Genomic DNA, 14,922 nt, shown 5'->3' on the forward strand with positions numbered 1-14,922 from the left:
AAGGTTTTTCATCAATTTTAGGGAACACTTCTTCAGCGAAAACTTTTGCCCAGGAATTTTCTAACGCTTTTTGCTCACGTGCAGTGAGGTTTAAAAAACTATCGAACAGAGATAACTGTTCTACATCATTTGTTTTAAAAGACATATGCAAACCACCTTTATTTGATAAGATGATTATACCATATGTCTTTCATCAATAGTAGTTATTTAATTAGTTGGGTACCTTTTGACCCCAGCATCGTGTCAAAAGCAACGTCCCCATTACCCCCATTACCCAAAGAATTCTTCCGTTGCCCGAATCATATAATAGGTATCCTTAATTCCCGCCGTTTCATAAGGAGAATGCATGGAAAGCTGCGGCAATCCTATGTCAACACTGTTCACTGATACCTGAGACATTGCGATATTACCGAGTGTACTTCCCCCTGCCATATCCGACCGATTCGAAAAAAACTGTACCGGTACTCCTGCTTTTTCACAGATTTCTTTGAAAACAGCAGTACTGACCGCATCGCTCGTATATTTCTGGCCGGCATGGGATTTTATCACGATTCCTTCATTCATATAAACGCAGTTACATGCATCCGTCTTCTCCGGATGATTCGGATGGACGGCATGGGCATTATCACAGCTCAGCATAAAGCTGGAAGCCAGAGCACAATAAAACTCTTCTTCGTCTTTTCCTAATCCCCGACTAATCCGATGAAGAACATCATATAAAAATGTAGAACCCGCTCCCTGCTTTGTTCCCGAGCCCACCTCTTCGTTATCGAAACAGGCAAATACATTGATAGATTCCTCGTTTGTCCCTTTCAAAAATCCTTGCAAAGAAGCGTATGCACACTGTAGGTCATCCAACTGCGGACAGGAAATGAATTCCTCATTCGCTCCCCAAATGGAAGGTTCCATACGATTATAGAGATATAGATCCATTCCGTAAATGTCCTTCTCTTCCGTCCCCAGTTCTTCTGCGATCATTTTTTTGAAATCGCCTTTCCGACATTCGCTGCCGCCAAAAAGTGGCAGCATATCGACCTGTTTATTGTATTCTAATCCCTCATTTACTTTTCGATTCATATGAATAGCTACGTTCGGAATCATTACCAGATCACGATCCACCTTAACAAGTCTGCTCACAAATCTATTTCCTTCTTTGACCACTACTCTTCCGGCAACAGAAAGCGGCCTGTCAAACCATGGTGCACAGAGCATTCCTCCATATCCTTCTGTATTCAGTTGGATGTATTTACCGCGGACTTCCAGTTCTTCATTTTCCTTAATCTTAAATGTAGGTGAATCGCTGTGGGAAGCCACGATGTTAAATCTGTAGTTCTCCAGATTCGCTCCAACTTTCAACGCAATCAGACTGGAATCATTTCGGGTAACGTAGTATTTTCCTCCCGGGCTGACCTCCCAGCGCCTTCCTTCCGAAAGCTCCTGATATCCTTCCCCATTCAAAATCTTTTTCAGTGAATCTACCGCATGAAATGCAGTCGGGCTGTTCTTGATAAAAGATGCCATATCTTCTGCCGTTTTCTTATACATTTTTCATTCCTCCAATATACAACCATTTTCCCAGTCAACAGTCTAACACTTTTCCCACCATTCTACAAGAAATTTTATAAAAGTATAATTGCGAAAAAAGACCACACAACAAGCATGGCAGTTTACTCGTTGTATGGTCCTTAGAGGCAAAAACTCGGTTTTAATACAATCTTAATAAATTATTTGATAAAGCTGACGTGTTTGCAGATTTCTTCAATGGCTTTATCTTTTCTTTCGTTGAAGATTACTTTATTCTCTTCAAACAGGTTACGCCCTTCTGTGTCAATGGATACGATGAGCGGTCCAAATTCTTTTACACGGCAATGCCACAGAGTTTCCGGCATTCCCAAATCGCGCCACTGGGCATCCACAATTTCCTCTACCTCAGTTGCTGCAACTACTGCATTTCCCGCCGGGAATACACAGTGGATCGCTTTATAATTCTTGCAGGCGTACTCTGTATTAGCCCCCATACCGCCTTTTCCGATAATGACCTTCACACCGGTCTTTTCAACAAATTCTTTTTCGAATTTCTCCATACGCATGCTGGTGGTCGGCCCGACGGATACCATCTCGAATTTGTCGTTTTCCAGAGGACGGATGATCGGTCCTGCATGGAAAATGGCTGCGTTTCTCACATCAACCGGAAGTTCTCTTCCGGCTTCCACCAGTCTTCTGTGTGCAACGTCTCTGCATGTTGTCATACTTCCGTTTAAGTATACGATATCTCCAATATGGATATTTGCCAAATCCTCATCTGATATTGGTGTTGTAAGGATTTTCTTTCCATCTTTCATTTCCAGCATTATAATTCCACCCCCGAATGTGTCGTGATTGTATAGTTGAGATCTTTATCAAAAATAATGTGGCCTCTTCTGTGTGACCAGCATCCTACATTGACAGCAACTCCGATTGCGGACGGATGTCTTGCCGTATTTTCAATGTGAACGCCCATAACAGAATATTTTCCACCCATACCCTGTGGTCCGAGACCGATCGCGTTGATGCCGTCTTCCAGCAGTTTTTCCATGGATGCCGCGCGTTCGTTTTCATTATGGCTTCCAAGCGGACGCATCAGTGCTTTCTTGGAAAGAAGCGCCGCGGTTTCCACAGAAGTCGCAACACCCACGCCTACCAGAAGCGGCGGACATGCATTAAGCCCATAGGATGTCATGACATCCATAACAAATTTCGTAACCCCCTCATAACCTGCGCCCGGCATCAGAACCATGGCTTTTCCCGGAAGGGTACATCCACCTCCTGCCATGTAGGCATAGATTTCACACTGATCGCTATCCGGAACAATATCCCAGAATACTGTCGGCGTTCCTTTTCCCACATTTTTGCCGGTATTGTATTCGTCGAATGTCTCTACACTGTTATGACGAAGCGGTGCTTCAAACGTTGCTTTCACAACAGCTTCTTTTAATAATGCTTCCAGTTCTCCAATCAGCGGAAATGCGGTTCCGCATTTTACCCATAACTGCAGGACACCTGTATCCTGGCAGCTCGGCCTGTTCAGTTCTTTTGCCAATACCTGATTCTTTTTCATAGTCTGGTAAATGACCTTCGAAAGCGGACTGTCTTCCTTCTCGGCAAGTTCATCCAGCTTTGCAATAATATCATCCGGCAGCACTTTACCGATGTAGGACACAAAATTTGCCATATAAGTAGTAAGCTGCTCTACCTGTTGTTTCTTATCCATATCTTTTCACTCCTTATAAATTTGAATTCAGTCTTTCTTCTCTTACGGGAAGAATGGAAATGCAATCGGAAGAATGATCATACTTACAACCGTTGCAATGATGATCAGCGGGAAACCTGATTTCACATAATCCATAAATTTATATCCTCCGGCTCCCACCACCATGGTATTTGCCGGCATTCCGATCGGTGTCGCATATGCACATGATCCTCCGATCACACATGCCATCAGCACGGCTCTCGGATCCGCTCCCATCCCCTGGGCAATGGAGAGGCAGATCGGAACCATCAGTGCTGTTGTTGCCGTATTGGACATAAAGTTCGTCATGATACAGCAGAGCAGGAATACGACCAGTGTTAAAATGTACGGTGACGGATTCTCTCCTAATGCTCCGATCACTTTGCCCGCGATCAATTCTCCTGCTCCTGTACTCTGAAGAGCTGATGCCAAAGACAAGGTACCTCCAAACAGGAAGATCGTCTTCAGGTCGATCGATTTCAGCGCATCTTTTTCTGAAATCACTCCGGTAAGGATCAGAAGCAGCGCTCCGATTCCTCCGGATATACAAAGCTTGATTCCTATCTTATCTTCAAAAATCATAGCCAGAAGCGTGAGCACCAGAATGATAAGTGATAACCACTGTTTCCACACCGGCACATCGCTAAAATCCTTTTGTGTATCAAATGCACCGTCATCTGCCACTTCATGACTCGGCAGAAGCTTATACCCAATCGTCGCATAGAAAAGAATGCCTACGATCAGAATCGGGAATCCCACGATCACCATGATTGCAACGATCAGCATGCGCTCCGTCTTTGCAAATTTTGTTACAATTCCACCGATCTTATTTGCCATTCCGGTCTCAAATAATGCACCGCCGACGATGAACATTGCCACAAATAAAATAACATTGCTGTCAATAAATCCCGCAAAAGCTGTTTTGACATCCAGCACTCCTGTCACGACCAGTCCGATACAGACGATCATCGAAGTAACACCCAGCGGAATCTTTTCCAGCACGAACATTACGACTGCAAACAGGAGAAAAAGTAACGTAATTGTAGATGGACTCATTTGCTTTCCCCCAATCCTTATTCATTTATCGAGTAATATGACGGCCGTTCTTATTACTTCTTGTTACGATTTCATTATAGGAAATTATTTTCGGCTTGTACATTTACGAATACTTATAACTCCATAAAAAAAGCTTAATGTGGGGCGGATTTTTGTGCATTTTTACTTGTGATATGGTATAATCCAAAGAAAAAGCAGCTCTGTTTTTATCGATTCTGCTTAAAAATGCTTCCCGAAAAAATTTCAGAAAAGAAAAAAACATGAAGATCATCCAGTTAGAATACTTTTGCGCCGTATGCCGCTATCACAGTATTACGCAGGCTGCTCAGAAGCTTTACGTTACCCAGCCCGCCATTTCAAACGCAATCAAAGAATTGGAAAAGGAATTCTCTATCAGCCTGTTTGCGCGAACCAAGAACCATATGTCTCTAACCAAAGAGGGCGAAATCTTCTATCAAAAAGCGAGCAAACTGCTTGATACCATCAATCAGACCTCCTCGGAACTCTATGACCTCGGCAGGCAGGTCAGCCCGATCCGAATCGGAATCCCGCCTCTTCTCAGTACGGTCTTCTATCCGGACATGCTGATCTCTTTTCAAAAAGAATATCCTTCTATTCCTATTGAGCTGTTCGAATATGGCTCAATCCGGGCTGCCAACATGGTATTTGACGAGACACTGGACCTTGCACTTGTAAATATGAATTTTTATGAAATCGATAAGCTGAATTCCTATCAGCTTCTGTCTGACAGGATTGTATTCTGTGTGTCTCCGGAACATCCTCTGGCTAATGAAAAAGAAGTCTCTCTGGAAATGCTGAAAGACGAAAAGCTGATCCTGTATAATACGGACTCTGTTTTAAATACGACTTTGTATTCTCGCTTCGAAAGTTCCGGAATCAAGCCAAACGTGATCATGCATGCCAGCCAGCTCTTTACCATCCGGAACTTTATCAGCAATCATCTGGGCGGAGCATTCCTCTATTCTTCTCTGATGAAAAATCTGCCCGGGCTGATCGGTATCCCTGTTGCCCCGGCTATCCGCCAGGAGATTGGGTTGGTGTGGAAAAAAGGGAAATATGTGAACGACAGTGTGGAAAAATATATTGCTTTTGTACAGGAAATGAATCCTGAACTTTTCACGCCGTCTTAAGAATGGAAAATGGAAGTAATCATCAGTTCGCTTTCCCTGATTACTTCCATTTTTTCTATAGTTCGCTTAACTCTAAAGATTTTTTCACCGCCTGTGCAATAGACACATCCGGTACATAATATGGAATCAATGTTGCCTGTACCGCATGATAAAGATCGGATTTTCCCGGCCATACTGTACCAATCACCTTATTGTTCCGATCCATCTGATGGAACCACGATCCGTTCACATGATCCAACACGTCCTCATCCAGATACTGCATAAATTCTGCATACTTCTTGGCATATTCCTGCTTTTTCGTCACATGATAAAGCACTGCAGATGTATTGATTGCTTCTGCCAGCGTCCAGTGCATTCTGTCATGTACTACCGGTTCTCCATTCCAGTCTGTCGTATAAACGATTCCGAGTGCCCCATCCGCATTCCACGCATCCTGAACAGCCCGGTGAAACAGCTTTTCTGCCGCCTCTATATATGTCCATGCGGACTCTCTGTCATTTTTGTATGTAGAAAGTGCCCACTGTGTAATCAGTCTTGCCCATTCAATTCCATGCCCCGGTGTCGCCCCATATGGTTTAAACTGATCTGCCGGCTGTTCCTTATTGCACTCCAGATCTGCTTCCCATTCTTTTGTAAAATGTTCCGGTATCCTCCAGTTATTTACAGACGCCCAGCTGATAACATGATCAATAATACGTCCTGCTCTCGCTCGATATTCTTCTTTTCCCACTGCATCCGCTACCGCCAGGAACGCTTCCACCGTATGCATATTGGCATTTAATCCCCGATAATTATCTAAAACTGTAAATTCTGTATTCCACGTATCACAGGAAAGCCCTTCCTCTTCATTCCAGAACCTTAGATCGTAGAGTTTCAATGCCTCATCCAACAATTCTTCTGCTCCGGCCCGCCCGGCAAGAATTCCAGATGTCGCGGTGAGAATGACAAATGCATGTGCATAACACTGCTTACTGGGCAGAGCTATTCCATCCGCAGTAACCCCTGCATACCATCCCCCGTTTTTCACATCATGGAGTTCACCACGAATTCCCCGAAGTGCTTCATCGACCAATGCTTCACTCCCCGCATGTCCAAGTAAGGTCCCCAAACTGTAAACATGTGCCATACGGCAGGTAATCCATGTTTCCCTGTTTCGCTCCTTCCACGGAGTTCCGTCATCCCCTAAATAATATGCACTCCCCTCAGGAGACGGAAAACGATATCCAAAATCAAACAGATTATCTCGGATTTCGTTCATAAACTTTTTGTTTTCCACTGTGTCAATTTGATACTTTTTTTCCATTACTTTATTTCTCCTTAATAGCAATCTACCATCGTTATATCATCAATACTTTTTCTGTCAATATTGTAGATATGCCCGATTCCAAATACAACGGCACTCACGACCAGAAGCACATGTCTTAACGTAATCCCACTTAACAAAAACATGCATATCGGAATGATGGCGAGCGCCATACTCTTCCAAAATTTCTGTTCTTTACTCCATCTCTATTCCTCCTGATTTTGCTTTCTTTTCCTGAGTTTCCTTCTGTATACCGGCATATCCGGTCCGGCCTCTTCTGCCACCTCCAGTATTCCGGCTTCCATCATCTGCTCGATTCGCCCATGTATCCAGACATCACTGATCGCAAGCCGGTATTTACCCATGACATCCCCGATCACTCTCGCCTCATAAAATTCCTGCGGTGCTTTTGTAATTTCCAGCTCAATATATCTGTCATATAACGTTTCCGCAACGCTCATTAACCTTCCGTTAATCACAGCTCGCAGCGGAGCATTCTCTTCCTTCAACTCTCTCCATTCTTCCGCACACATTTTTACAAAAATGTCCGTGGCCTTCTGCTGCAGAGGAAGATACCGATTCCACTCTTCCGCTGAAAGCTCCACCGGGATATTTCCCTCTCCCATAGCTTTGCGCCACCTTGAGGGAACCCTCCGCACTTTCGCTGAATACAATTTCTATCATATCATACCTCCTATAGGGACGTTTCTTTGTTCTCCATTGCCTTCCTATAAATTCGTTCGTCGTATTCAATACCTATAGACCGGCAACGTGTCTGATAGGAAAGGAAAAAGTCCACACGCCCCTTTCCACATCCTTAATCCAAAAGCGTATTTCCCTTTCGGATCAGTCCGGTATTTGCCAGCCGCTCCAATACTGAATAAGGCGTAGGTTCATATGGGTAGCGATACTGATCCGCATTCGAATCATCTCTTCCCATAGTATGAATCCGCAAAAGTTTGTCCCATTTTATTTCATTGCTATTCATTATCCTTTACTGGGGACAAATCAATGTCCCCAAGACAAACATCCCCTTCCCTTCAACAAAATTTCAATATAATATTCAAAATCTACATCGTTCTGTTCCTTTAGTACTTTTATATATTCTTTCTTAATCGCATCTGCTCCGGTAAATGCACCGCAGATTGCAGTCGCCATTGCGCCGATGGTATCTGTATCCCCACCCATATTGGCACACAACAGGGAGCACCGGTTCGGATCCTGCGCATAATATGCGGCTGCAATTGCCGCAGGTACGGATTCGATGATTCCCACACCGGTTCCGATCACATCATAGATCCGCTTTGCAAACTGCTCCTCATCTTCGTATTCCTGTCCTGCAATTTCCAGTGCGATTTTCGTCCGTTCTTTCAGCCTTGCGCTGAATGTCTCGCATCCTTTTTTATATCCGAGTTCCTCAATTGCCAGAATATCACCGATTACCTTTTCAAAATCATCATTCACAATCGCTGAACTGACACCTACCGCAATCATGGAAGCACCGGCAATCGTCACATCGCTGGTGTGCGTAGCTCTCGATACACCGTAAACATAGTCCACAATTTCCTGCTTTCTTTCCGGTAAGAAAAGGCAGCCAACGGGAGGAATCCTCATTGCACTCCCATTTGAAAGTGCTCCGTCCGTAATGGTAGTATCCTTAATTCCATCCCGGAAATTAGAAAGTGCCGCCTTCGATGTGGGTCCAAGAATATTCTTCTCCCAGGCATTCTCTTTCTCTGCCCAGGCGATCATCCGCACCGCAATATCCCTGGCATCCGGCACATATCCTGTAGCAGCAATAGAATCCAAAATCACCAATGCCTGTGCCGTGTCATCTGTAAACTGACCTCTTTTATAGTTGCACGCCACTTCATTTTCCGCAGGACCATCCATCAATCCTTCAATCTTTTTCCCAAAGAAATCCCGGGCCTTTTTTCGTCCCCATAATTCTGCCGGCATTCCCATAGCATCACCAAGAGCCATCCCATATAAAGCTCCTGCCACTTTATTTCTCAACTCTTTCTTATCCATCTATTTCCTTTCGTTCTTCCTGTACATTCATCAATGGACTCAGAATTCCATGATTAGATTCACATGCAGCTGATGCAGCATCCCGCCAAGTTCCTCTTTGAGAATTCCGTAAGCTTTATCTTTCGTGCAGTGACCCGTGCATACATAGGCAATACCGGTTTTTTTTATTTTCCCAGCTAAGGTCCGTATTTCCTCTTCGGATTTATTGTACAAATGAAATCCTCCGATCAGGCCATACACCTTCTTTCCGGCAAATGTATCCGCTACCTCACGGATGATATTTGCAGCCCCGCCATGAGAACAGCTGTTAAAGATCACCAGCCCCTTATCCGTGTCAAACACAAGGCTCTGTTCATGTGAAAAATCATCCGGCTGCCATCCATCCGGCTTCTTCTGATACATCTTTTCCCTTTTACCAAGCTGTCTCAGTCCCTCTGTCTTATGGGGAATCAGATATACCCCTTTACAAAGCTCATAATCTTCCTTCACATATACAATTCTGTCTTTATAGTCAGTCAGGATATTCCTGGGCAGACCAATATATTTGTGGAAAATCCATTTTTTGAAATAACAGTTTTCGGCTGCCCCTTCTTGCAGATAAAATTTTGATTTATCATTATTTTCAAAAAATGCTTTCATCCCGTTCGAGTGATCATAGTGCGCGTGCGAAAGTACGGCATAGTCAACCTCTTTTATGGATACTCCCATTTTCTCAGCATTTTCCAGAAAAAGTTCTGACGCGCCGGTATCCAGCAAGATCTTCTTATCTCCGTATTCAATGTAGATACTTAATCCCCACTCACCGGCCAGTTCATTACATGAAATATTATCAACTAACACAGTCGCTTTCATAATAATAACACCTTATTACCTTTCGAATTTGAAAATATTGTACCAAAAAACCAGGGAAAAAAACAGTGTACATATTTCTATATACTCTTTTCATGGAACACAACTGTTGCATTTTCCATAACACTATACTATAACCCTTCTACTTCGGAAGTTTCATTCTGAGACTTCCACTTCTTTTATCCGTTATGGATAATCAGTGTATTCACAAATGGAGCTGTATGGCACTTACCGGGGATCACTTGATTGAATTCGGACGTCTAAAAGAGCGGGAACGTGCGGAAAGAGAGCTGAATGAAATGAAGCTGGAACGTGATGTTGCAAAGCAGGAACGCGATGCCACAATACAAGAGTTCAATACGGCAACCCAAAAACTGGAAGAAGCTTTTGATACCATTGATTCCCTCAAAAAATCCATTGCACTTTTAGAATCATAATTGGCCAAATCACAAAAGTAATCCACATCAGATTAAAAATACAGCGAAAATACCGGGTACACAGCCACCGCCAGGGCTGGGCTGTGTACCCGGTATTTCTTCACAACAGAATATACTGTCCTATTCTATTGCCTCCGTCTCGATCACGAATTTTACATTTCCGTCCATCGAGCTGTCTTTTCCGCTGAATGTCTGATATGCACAGTCATCCGACATCAACGCATCCAGTCTGTCAAGGATATCGCCAAGTTCCTCTTCCACGGTATTCTTCAGCTTACTGGTACCTTCTCTGTCAAACTTGCGCATTCCCTCTGCCAGCTCGGCTGCTCCTGACTGAAGCTCAGATGCCCCGCTCCGAAGAGCCTCACTGTTTGATGTGAGTTTTGCTGATCCTGCTGACATCTGTGTGCCAAGTGTATTCAGGCCGCTTGCAAGCTGATTGGTTCCACTCTGTAAGGTACCGATGCCAGTAACCAGTGACTCACTTCCGGCTTTCAGCTTCGCTGCCCCTTCGAGGAGAGAAGCATTGTACTCGCCAAGTGTTTCAAATCCATCATTCAATGCATGGATACCGCTGATTGCTTTCGGGAACTGTTCTGCTGTCGCCGCATTTAACGAAGCAAGACTTTCGGATAATCCGCCTTCTCCTCCGATCGCAGCATTCAGTCTCTGCATTCCGCCATCCAGCATGTCGATCTTTGTCGTCAGTTCCTGGATAGAATCAGATGGAAGACTTTCTTTTACCTTCTGGATCTCGCTCAATCTCTCTCCCATTTCTGCAAGCTGTACCTTCAGATTTTCAGCCGTATCAGAAAACGTCTTCATGTTTTCTGAAAGGGAAACAAGCCATCCCTGGAATGCAGTTGTATCAATGGTCGGGATTTCTATGCTGGCTTTTTCCATTGTGGAAAGCTGATTGATTCCATCTGCCGCATTCTGAGCTTTCTGTAACGCCTGAATCGAAGCTTCCAGTTCTGCTCTCGCAGTTTCATCTGTTGTACGATTTAGCTGCTCTTGTAGTGTCTGAATCGAAGCATTCATCTGACTTTTACTGTCTGCTGCCGCCTTCTTTGCCTGATTGACCGTCTGATTATAGGCGTTGATCTTTTGATTCAGGCTGTCTGCCTCTTTCTGGCATTCTCTCTGAAGGCCGGCAAGCTGCTGATTGATCGTTGCCAGCCGGCTCTGCATCTGCTGCAGCGTGACTGCGATGTTCTGCACCGGAGCCGCAACACCTTCCTTCAGTTCCGACTCCATTTGTCCTGTCGCATCAATCATTTCATTCCCGGTCTTCACCATAGAATCTACCGTTCCCAGAAGCATCTGAACTTCTTTCGTTCCAAGAGCTTCTTTCAGTGCAGCCGTTCCAGCCGCCAGTTCTTTGGCCGCGGCTTTGATATCCTCTGCCGAGTCCCCTTCTCCATCCGTCGCAAGACTCAATTTTTGAATCGCAGACTGTACCATCTGCAGCCCGTTTCCAAGCTCTGAAAGCTGGGTTGCTCCGGCTGCAAGCTGCTGCTCTCCTGTCACATAGGAGGTCACGCCGTCAGCCAGCGCATTGGCTCCGTCTGTGTAATCCTGTACTCCCTTGGCCACCTTATTGACTCCGTCCACATACTCGGTCACACTGCCGCTTAACGTTCCGTTTTTGCCAAGATACATCTGAATCGCATCGTTCAGTTCATCGGCACCTTCTGTATAACTATTTACACCATCCGCAAGCGATGTGGCTCCATCCGAAAGCGCTCCGGACCCGCTGACCAGTTCCAACGCCGCATCTTCCAGCTCATCCAGAGAATCCTGCAGCTCATCGAAGTCTGCGATATCGTTCAGATCCATATCATCCAGAAGATCAGAAAGTGCTATGGTAAATGTAGCAGACATCGAAAAATCAGTAACATCTGCTTCAATCTTCAGGCTTTCCGGTATGGTAAGCTGCGCCCCTGCATCCTTCTTCTCATCCAGATCCAGACTCTCCCTTAAGCCAGGCATTCCAAACCCCAGAACAATGCTCCTGTTTCCATCGGAAATAATTTTCCCGTTATCGATCGTGACGTTGTTAAACGTATCATTTGAAAGGATCATTCCTGTCATCATAACAAACGGTGTATAGACCTCTTCTTTCGTTCCATCCACATCCACCGTTTTTTTCTCACGATTCTCATAATCCACCTGAATCGTCAGATGTCCGCTCTTTCCCTTCAGCTCATCGGGCTTTATTTCTTTTCCGTCCAGATAATACGTAAGCTTTACAGAAACCGGAAGCTCCTGATCGGTCGTTCCCTGATAGTAAATATCTTTTCCGTCCGTATTCCATACCAGCTTACCATTTCCCTCCTGAAACGTCTCTTCTCCTTTAATGTTTTTGATATTCTGCAGGGTACTTTGATCGGTCAGATTTCCGGAAATGCTTCCGGAATTTTTCAGCCAGTTGGATACCGTAATCGCATCCGTATTCCCCAATGCATCCGTATTTACATACACTGTCTCATCTTTATATACTACTTCCTGATCTGCCGCAAGAACCGGAACTGCACTCATCATCACCGACATTCCCACTGCGAGAGAAGCTGTAAGTTTCCGTTTGATTTTACTGTTTCTATTCATGATTTCTACGCCCTTTCTGCTTTATTTTTACCAAGAAATCCGATGGAAGTCTTGCATATTACTTTGTCAAATATCATAAACATGGCCGGAAGTACCAGAATGACTACGATCATACTGATAATGGCCCCCCGCGCGAGCAGCGTACAGATGGAACCGATCATTTCTACCTGAGAGTAGCATGCCACTCCGAACGTTGCCGCAAAGAAACTCAGTCCGCTGCTGATAATAGACGGCATACTGATTTTGTGTGCAATGCTGATTGCCTCCATTTTATCCTTGCCACGCTGCCGCTCCTTCTGATAACGGGTCGTCATCAGGATCGCATAATCCACAGTCGCTCCCAATTGGATCGCACCGATCACGATACTCGCCACAAACGGAAGGCTCGTTCCCTGATAATAAGGAATCGCCATATTTACCATGATGGCAAATTCGATAACGGCCACCAGAATGATTGGAAGGGAAATGGATTTGAACACGATCATGATGATGATAAATATCGCAATGATCGAGAGCGCATTTACCCGAATCAGATCGGTATCGGTGACATCCTGAAGGTCCTTCATAAGCGGTGCCTCTCCGATAACCATTCCGGTTGTATCATACAATTTCACAATTTGATCGATCTGCGCGATCTGTTCATTTACCTGATCCGTCGCCGACTCATACTCAGAACAGATAAAAGCGATCTCATAGTCGTCGCTCTGCAGCATACTCTTAATATCACTCGGTATCATAGAATCCGGCACAGACGGCCCGATCAATGAATTCTTACTGATCGTCCATTTCACCCCTTCCACCTGATCGATCTGGTCAAACATCTTCTGTTTATCCAAACTGTCCATATTCTTATCCATCAGCACCATGTGAATGTTGCTCATGTCAAAATCCTCTTTCAGCGTTGCATTTGCAACATTACTGTCCAGCGTGTCCGGAAGGGACTCTGCAATATTATAATAAATCTCCGTATGATTGTTTCCGTAAATTGCCGGGAACAAAAGAACCAGGAAAATGAGGATCCACGCCTTATAATGTTTTGTGATAAATGTGGAAGGCCGATCCATATTGTTCAGCAAATGCCGGTGCTGTGTCTTCTCGATCGCTTTATCAAATACCAAAACCAGTGCCGGAAGGATCGTAACACAACAGATCACTCCAATCAGAACGCCCTTCGCCATAACGATTCCAAGATCTCTTCCGAGTGCAAATGTCATGACGCAAAGAGCGATAAATCCGGCAATCGTTGTTACCGAACTTCCTGCTACGGATTTGAACGTATTGGCGATCGCATGACCCATGGCCCGTTCTTTCTCTCCCGGGAAACGTCTCTTATTCTCTTCATAACTATTCAGAAGGAAGATTGAATAGTCCATCGTAACTCCAAGCTGCAGCACAGCCGTCAGCGCCTTCGTAATATAAGAAGTCTCTCCCAGGAAAATATTACTTCCCAGATTGTAGAGAATCGCGAGCCCGATACTGATCAGAAATAGAACCGGAACCACGAAAGATCCGGACGTCAGCTCCAGAACCAGAAGGCTTAAGAGCGCTGCAATCACCACATAGATTGGAAGTTCTTTCAGTGCAAGATTTTTAATATCCGCGACGACACCTGTCATCCCACTGATGAAGCATTGCTCATCTGCGATCTTACGCATTTCCTCTACCGCTTCCATTGAATTGTCCGATGATGTCGTATCGTCAAAAAGCACCAGCATCATCGTTGCATTCCCTTTAAAAAAGGCTTCTCGCAGATCCTTCGGAATCATTTCCACAGGAAGACTGATATCCGCCACATCATCGTACCAGAGCACATCTTTGACATGCGGCACTTCACTGAACTTATCTTCCAGTGCCTGTATATCCTTCATCTTCATATTCTCAACCACGACCATGGAGAATGCACCCATGCCGTATTCATCCACCATAATGTCCTGGCCTTTCACCGTCTCCAAATGCTCCGGAAGGTAACTTAACAGATCATAATTTACTCTTGTGTTCGCTATCCCGATCACCGACGGGATAACCAGCAGAAAACCGATCAAAAGCATCAAAACCCGATGCTTTGCAATCCATTTGCCCACCTTAATCATTGAATTCATCTCCTCTTTTTTCAAATGCAACATATAATATAGCACAAAATGACCAATAGTCAATTAATATTTTATAAAAAATTGAAAAATGGTCATTTTTGAGGAGGGTAACCGAGAGGACGTGGCCATA

The 14,922-nt window shown here is 44.6% G+C and carries 14 protein-coding genes; 2 read left to right on the forward strand and 12 right to left on the reverse strand.

What is annotated here, in order from left to right:
- Window positions 1-270: 270 nt before the first annotated feature.
- The 4 genes from ACTNBF_RS13795 to ACTNBF_RS13810 all read right to left on the reverse strand — a co-directional run bounded on the left by ACTNBF_RS13795 (window position 271) and on the right by ACTNBF_RS13810 (window position 4,324).
- Window positions 271-1,545 (reverse strand): M18 family aminopeptidase, encoded by a 1,275-nt coding sequence (locus ACTNBF_RS13795; protein ID WP_441089462.1) that lies wholly within the window; start codon window positions 1,543-1,545, stop codon window positions 271-273.
- Between the two features lie 179 nt (window positions 1,546-1,724).
- Complete coding sequence (gene ttdB / locus ACTNBF_RS13800; protein ID WP_441089463.1) at window positions 1,725-2,351, reverse strand: L(+)-tartrate dehydratase subunit beta; 627 nt, start codon at window positions 2,349-2,351, stop codon at window positions 1,725-1,727.
- Window positions 2,351-3,250 carry a L(+)-tartrate dehydratase subunit alpha gene (ttdA, locus tag ACTNBF_RS13805; RefSeq protein WP_441089464.1) on the reverse strand — a complete coding sequence of 300 codons (900 nt, stop codon included), beginning with the start codon at window positions 3,248-3,250 and terminating at the stop codon, window positions 2,351-2,353. Before ttdA ends, ttdB begins: the two co-directional genes overlap by 1 nt.
- A 42-nt stretch (window positions 3,251-3,292) precedes the next feature.
- The gene (locus ACTNBF_RS13810) at window positions 3,293-4,324 is read right to left on the reverse strand and encodes an SLC13 family permease (protein WP_441089465.1); all 1,032 of its coding nucleotides are present in this window, start codon (window positions 4,322-4,324) and stop codon (window positions 3,293-3,295) included.
- Window positions 4,325-4,584: 260 nt separating this feature from the next.
- Between ACTNBF_RS13810 and ACTNBF_RS13815 the strand changes: the two genes are divergently transcribed.
- Window positions 4,585-5,475 (forward strand): LysR family transcriptional regulator, encoded by an 891-nt coding sequence (locus ACTNBF_RS13815; RefSeq protein ID WP_441089466.1) that lies wholly within the window; start codon window positions 4,585-4,587, stop codon window positions 5,473-5,475.
- A gap of 55 nt (window positions 5,476-5,530) precedes the next feature.
- Here the strand turns inward: ACTNBF_RS13815 and ACTNBF_RS13820 are convergent, their stop codons facing one another.
- From ACTNBF_RS13820 to ACTNBF_RS13845, 6 genes are all read right to left on the reverse strand, one after another.
- Window positions 5,531-6,778, reverse strand: coding sequence for an AGE family epimerase/isomerase (locus tag ACTNBF_RS13820; protein WP_441089467.1), 1,248 nt, complete (start codon window positions 6,776-6,778; stop codon window positions 5,531-5,533).
- A gap of 14 nt (window positions 6,779-6,792) precedes the next feature.
- Window positions 6,793-6,924 (reverse strand): hypothetical protein, encoded by a 132-nt coding sequence (locus ACTNBF_RS13825; RefSeq protein ID WP_441017372.1) that lies wholly within the window; start codon window positions 6,922-6,924, stop codon window positions 6,793-6,795.
- A gap of 60 nt (window positions 6,925-6,984) precedes the next feature.
- Window positions 6,985-7,404, reverse strand: a complete 420-nt coding sequence (locus ACTNBF_RS13830; RefSeq protein ID WP_441017375.1) for a DUF3658 domain-containing protein — start codon at window positions 7,402-7,404, stop codon at window positions 6,985-6,987.
- Window positions 7,405-7,595: 191 nt separating this feature from the next.
- The gene (locus tag ACTNBF_RS13835; protein ID WP_441042789.1) at window positions 7,596-7,766 is read right to left on the reverse strand and encodes a hypothetical protein; all 171 of its coding nucleotides are present in this window, start codon (window positions 7,764-7,766) and stop codon (window positions 7,596-7,598) included.
- A 20-nt stretch (window positions 7,767-7,786) separates the two neighbouring features.
- Entirely contained in the window at window positions 7,787-8,794 is a 1,008-nt protein-coding gene (locus ACTNBF_RS13840) for an ADP-ribosylglycohydrolase family protein (RefSeq protein WP_441025183.1), read from the reverse strand.
- Between the two features lie 54 nt (window positions 8,795-8,848).
- Window positions 8,849-9,661, reverse strand: a complete 813-nt coding sequence (locus ACTNBF_RS13845) for an MBL fold metallo-hydrolase (RefSeq protein WP_441025174.1) — start codon at window positions 9,659-9,661, stop codon at window positions 8,849-8,851.
- Between the two features lie 185 nt (window positions 9,662-9,846).
- Between ACTNBF_RS13845 and ACTNBF_RS13850 the strand changes: the two genes are divergently transcribed.
- Window positions 9,847-10,095 (forward strand): hypothetical protein, encoded by a 249-nt coding sequence (locus ACTNBF_RS13850; protein WP_441089468.1) that lies wholly within the window; start codon window positions 9,847-9,849, stop codon window positions 10,093-10,095.
- Between the two features lie 120 nt (window positions 10,096-10,215).
- Here ACTNBF_RS13850 and ACTNBF_RS13855 read toward each other — a convergent pair whose 3' ends face one another.
- On the reverse strand, window positions 10,216-12,702 hold the full coding sequence (locus ACTNBF_RS13855) for a hypothetical protein (RefSeq protein ID WP_441089469.1): 2,487 nt from the start codon (window positions 12,700-12,702) through the stop codon (window positions 10,216-10,218).
- A gap of 5 nt (window positions 12,703-12,707) precedes the next feature.
- Window positions 12,708-14,792 carry an efflux RND transporter permease subunit gene (locus ACTNBF_RS13860; protein WP_441089470.1) on the reverse strand — a complete coding sequence of 695 codons (2,085 nt, stop codon included), beginning with the start codon at window positions 14,790-14,792 and terminating at the stop codon, window positions 12,708-12,710.
- Window positions 14,793-14,922: the final 130 nt, after the last annotated feature.

This window comes from Bariatricus sp. HCP28S3_A4 (assembly GCF_052066395.1).
Taxonomy (GTDB): Bacteria; Bacillota; Clostridia; order Lachnospirales; family Lachnospiraceae; genus Allocoprococcus.